Source organism: Nonomuraea sp. NPDC049784, assembly GCF_040659615.1.
Taxonomy (GTDB): Bacteria; Actinomycetota; Actinomycetes; order Streptosporangiales; family Streptosporangiaceae; genus Nonomuraea.
Genome location: NZ_JBFAMX010000749.1, coordinates 1 through 4,412, shown reverse-complemented (window position 1 = coordinate 4,412; position 4,412 = coordinate 1). Strand labels below are relative to the sequence as shown.

Here is a 4,412-nt window from a genome sequence, read left to right as displayed (position 1 = left end):
GCCCAGGCGGCGGGCAGGGAGCGGATGGGCCGGGCGATGGCCGCGCTCTCGGTCCCGTCCATGCTGGTGCCCGTGCTCGGGCCGCCGCTGGGCGGGGTGATCGTGCAGGGTCTCGGCTGGCGATGGCTGTTCCTGATCAACGTGCCGGTCTGCGCGGTCGCGCTGCTGGCCGCGTTCGTGCTGCTGCCGCGTGAGCCGGGCGCGAACCCGCGGGGGCTCGACGTGCTGGGCCTGGCGATGCTGTCGCCGGGCCTGGCCGCGCTGGTCTACGGGCTGTCCGAGATCGGCAACGGGGCCTCGCTCCTGCATCCCGCGCTGTGGATCGGCGTGGCGCTGGTCGTCGCGTTCGCGGTGCGGGCGTTGCGGAGGACGGGGACGCTGCTGGACCTGCGGCTGTTCGGTAACAGGACGTTCGCCTCCGCGGTGACCGCGCTCGTGTGCTACTCGGCCGCGATGTTCGGCTTCACCGTGCTCGTCCCCCTCTACAGTCAGCTCGCGCAGGGCGGGACCCCGCTGGACGCGGGCCTGCTGATGGCCCCGATGGGAATCGGCGCGGCGATCACGATGCCGATCGCGGGCAAGCTGGCCGACGCCAGGGGACCGCGCGGCGTCGGCGCGGCAGGCGTGCTCGTGGCGGTGGCCGGCATCGCCGGGTTCGCCGCCTTCGGCGGAGCCGTGCCGATGTTCGTGCTCGGGCTCGGGCACGGGCTGGTGTCGACGTCGGTGATGGCGGCCGCGTTCAAGACGCTGGAGCCGGTCGCCATCCCGGGCGCGACCACGCTGAGCACTATCGCGGTGCGGCTCGCCTCGCCGTTCGGCGTCGCGGTGCTCGCCGTGCTGCTGCAGGTATTCACCAGGACCGGCGTGGAGCGGCCCTTCGTGTACGCGTTCGGCGTCGCGATCGCGCTGGCGGCCGTCTCACTGGTGCCGATCGCGCTCATAGGATCGAAGGCATGGAGAGGATCCTCGTCAGCGCCTGCCTGATGGGCCGCCGGGTGCGCTATGACGGTCGCGCCAAGACGAGCGCGGACGCCCGGCTCGCCACGTGGCGCGAGGAGGGCCGGCTGGTGCCGCACTGCCCGGAGGTGGAGGGCGGGCTGCCGATCCCGCGCCCGGCCGCCGAGATCGAGGGCGGCGCGGGCGGCGCGGCCGTCCTGTCCGGCGCCGCCCGCGTGCTGGCGAGCGACGGATCGGACGTCACGGCCGAGTTCCTGGCGGGCGCCCAGTCGGCGCTCGCGGCGGCACGGTCGTTCGGCATCCGGCTCGCGGTGCTGAAGGAGGGCAGCCCGTCCTGCGGCGCGCTGTCGATCTACGACGGCACGTTCACGGGCCACCGCGGCCCGGGGCAGGGCGTCACGACGGCCCTGCTGGAGCTGAACGGCATCCGCGTCTTCAGCGAGGACCACGTCGACGAGGCCGCCGACTACCTCCGGACCCTGGAGACGTAGAAGGATCCCGCCAGCCCGGCCGCGAGCGCGGCCGCCATCAAGCTGTGATACCAGCTGAGCAGCGCGCTCGCCTGGTCCGCCCCGAGCGCCAGCGCCAGGATCCCCATGAGCACCCCGGCCAGCGCGGCCGCGTGACTGTAGATCAGCCCGTCCCAGGCCCAGGCCCGCCCGGCCAGCACGCCGTACGCCCCGGCGAGCGTGGCCCCGGCGCACAACGTCTCCACGATCGCGGCCGGCACGATCACGGGCTCCCCGACTGGGCCGAACGCGATTCCGGCGTGCATCAGCGCGAAACAGAGGAAGATCAGCGCGTAGAGCAGCGACAACCAGCCCAAAGCCCTGCGGAGTGCGTCCATGAGCCCCACGTTCGCATCCGGCGGTGGCCGCGTAATCGTCCCCAGGGAGGCGGCGCGGATACCTCGTCCGCAGTAGGCCGCCCCGCATCGGGAAATCCAGCTGGCCGCTTCGGGGGAAACTTTCTCGCGTTCTCGGAAGTCGTACAGATGGGGCGCGTTTGAACATACGGGGGATTCGTGGAGAACGTTCCTCGTGCGGCGCGCTAGGGGGCCCGATTTCACATCGAAACGGGGAAAGGGATTCGGCAATGTCTGTCGACCTGAACAACGCACAACCCCTGGCCTGGGACTCGGCCACGCTCGACGCGGACACCAAGGCGATGCTCGACAACCTCCAGCCGAACATCCTGCGCGCCCACGTGCGCGAGCACTTGTCCGTGCTGTTCGTCAGGTTCAACGACGTCAAGGAAGGGCGGGCGTTCCTGCGGCACGTCGCGACCACCAAGATGAAGTCGGCGCGCAAGCACCTGGAGGAGGTGCGCGACTTCGGCGCGAAGGGCCGCCGCGGCACGCCGTACGTGGGCATCGGCATCAGCAAGGCCGGATACCGCGACCTCGGCCACTCGGTCGAGGAGGTGCGCAAGTTCGGGGACCGAGTGTTCCGCGACGGCATGAAGAGGCGCATCGCGGAGGTCAACGACCCGCCGGTGGAGGAGTGGGAGCGCACGTACCAGCGGGAGATCCACGCCGTCATCCTGATCGGCGACGCGGAGCCGGGGCCGGTGGCCGCGCTGCGCGAGGAGATCCTCGGCGAGCTGCCGGAGAGCGCGCGGCTGCTGGGCGAGGAGAGCGGGCAGGGCATGCGCAACCCCGCCGGCGACGGCATCGAGCACTTCGGGTACGTGGACGGCCGCAGCCAGCCGCTGTTCGTGAAGGACGAGGTGGACAAGGAGCCGAAGAAGCACTGGGATCCGGCGCTCCCGCTGAGCAACGTCCTCGTGCCCGACCCCTTCGCGCCGGACCCCGTCCGTCACCACGGCAGCTACCTGGTCTTCAGGAAGCTGGAGCAGAACGTGCGGGCGTTCAAGGAGATCGAGCGGGACCTGGCCGACGGCATCGGCCTGGCCGGCGCCGACCGCGACCGGGCGGGCGCCATGATCGTCGGCCGGTTCAAGGACGGCACTCCCCTGACCAGCAAGGCGAAGGCGGCCGGCGGGCCGGTGAGCAACGACTTCACGTTCGACGGCGACGACGAGGGCACCAAGTGCCCGTTCAGCGGGCACATCAGGAAGACGAACCCCCGCTCGTTCGGGCGCGAGGTGCTCATGGCCCGGCGCGGGCAGACGTACGGGGAGCGCACCGACGAGCCGTGGGACGACTCTCCTCCGGAGACCCGGCCGAGCGGCGAGGTGGGGCTGCTGTTCATGGCGTTCAACGGGAGCCTGCTGAGCCAGTTCGAGTTCACGCAGCAGACCTGGGCGAACAACCCCGACTTCCTCAACCCGGCCACCGGCCACGACCCGGTCATCGGGCAGGGCGAGCGGGACGTCAAGGTGACGTTCCCCAAAGTCTGGGGCAAGCCGGAGATGTCCGCCCCGCAGACTCAGGTGGCTCAGACGGTGACGATGAAGGGCGGCGAGTACTTCTTCGCGCCGTCCCTGGCGTACCTGCGCAACCTGTGACCAGCACGTAAAAGGCCGGGCCCGTTCGGGGCCCGGCCTTTTCGGTGAGTGCCGACTAGTGCGGGATGACGCGGCGGTGTGCCGCCCGGCTGGCGGGCACCGCGATCAGGCTGAGCACCACCGTGATGACGCCCACGACCCAGGACGTCCAGGACGCGCCGCGCTCCTGGGTGTAGGTCATGACCCACGGGGCGACGAACAGCAGCACACCCCACAGCGTGTTCAGCCATTCGGTCGCGACCAGGCCCGGCCTGGCGAGCGACGCGAGTGAGGTGAGCACGATGAGGATGCCCAGCACGATCAGGGACGGTGCGGCGCCCGAGGCGCTGGGGACCCAGATCGGGGAGAGTGCTGCGTAGAGGCCGGCGATCAGGGTTACCCAGTCCTGCCAGCGTGACCATACCTTCATGAGAACCTCCGCCAACGGCGTTTGCGAGGCTGGCCTATTCGGGTCAGTCGATTTCTATAACCACGAATGACCTGCAAAGATTCCCGTTGTGGCGGCGTGGCGGGAGCCTGACCATCGGCGGGTTCCTGCTTGCCCGGGATGCGGCGTTCTGTCTGTTCTTCCGGACACCATAGGATCGGATGCCTCCGCTGGATCTTCGGGGGGAGATCTGTGATGTTGCGGGCGTTCCTGCGGACAGAGGCAGGCAGCACGAGCGTGCTGCTGGTCGCCACGGCAATGGCCCTGCTCTGGGCCAACTCGCCGTGGGGCGACACCTACGACGCGTTCTGGCACACGCCGATGGGGATCTCCTTCGGGGACGCCGCGTTCTCGCTGGACCTGCGGCACTGGGTCAACGACGGCCTCATGACCGTCTTCTTCTTCCTCATCGGCCTCGAGGTCTCGTACGAGGTGCGGCTCGGGCAGCTCCGGGACCGGCGCCTCATCGCCGTGCCCGCGGTCGCGGCGATCGGCGGGATGCTGGTCCCGGCCGGCGTCTACCTCCTGCTCAACGCCGGCGGTCCGGGCGCGGGCGGGT

General features: G+C 70.4%; 6 protein-coding genes. 4 read left to right on the top strand and 2 right to left on the bottom strand.

Annotated elements, in window-relative coordinates; genetic code table 11:
• The coding region (locus AB0J09_RS57600; protein ID WP_360711440.1) for an MFS transporter at nucleotides 1–984 on the top strand (984 nt) is incomplete at its 5' end.
• The gene (locus AB0J09_RS57595) at nucleotides 954–1,448 is read left to right on the top strand and encodes a DUF523 domain-containing protein (RefSeq protein WP_360711438.1); all 495 of its coding nucleotides are present in this window, start codon (nucleotides 954–956) and stop codon (nucleotides 1,446–1,448) included. The genes AB0J09_RS57600 and AB0J09_RS57595, both read left to right, overlap by 31 nt.
• Here the strand turns inward: AB0J09_RS57595 and AB0J09_RS57590 are convergent.
• Nucleotides 1,424–1,804: a hypothetical protein gene (locus AB0J09_RS57590; protein ID WP_360711435.1), complete on the bottom strand. Its 381-nt coding sequence runs from the start codon at nucleotides 1,802–1,804 to the stop codon at nucleotides 1,424–1,426. The genes AB0J09_RS57595 and AB0J09_RS57590 overlap by 25 nt on opposite strands.
• 248 nt (nucleotides 1,805–2,052) lie before the next feature.
• Here AB0J09_RS57590 and AB0J09_RS57585 point away from each other — a divergent pair, with 248 nt between their 5' ends.
• On the top strand, nucleotides 2,053–3,426 hold the full coding sequence (locus AB0J09_RS57585; protein ID WP_360711432.1) for a Dyp-type peroxidase: 1,374 nt from the start codon (nucleotides 2,053–2,055) through the stop codon (nucleotides 3,424–3,426).
• 55 nt (nucleotides 3,427–3,481) lie between these two features.
• Here AB0J09_RS57585 and AB0J09_RS57580 read toward each other — a convergent pair whose 3' ends face one another.
• Entirely contained in the window at nucleotides 3,482–3,835 is a 354-nt protein-coding gene (locus AB0J09_RS57580; protein ID WP_360711429.1) for an SPW repeat protein, read from the bottom strand.
• A gap of 213 nt (nucleotides 3,836–4,048) precedes the next feature.
• On the opposite strand from AB0J09_RS57580, the gene AB0J09_RS57575 reads away from it, so the two are divergent.
• The coding region (locus AB0J09_RS57575; RefSeq protein WP_360711426.1) for a Na+/H+ antiporter NhaA at nucleotides 4,049–4,412 on the top strand (364 nt) is incomplete at its 3' end.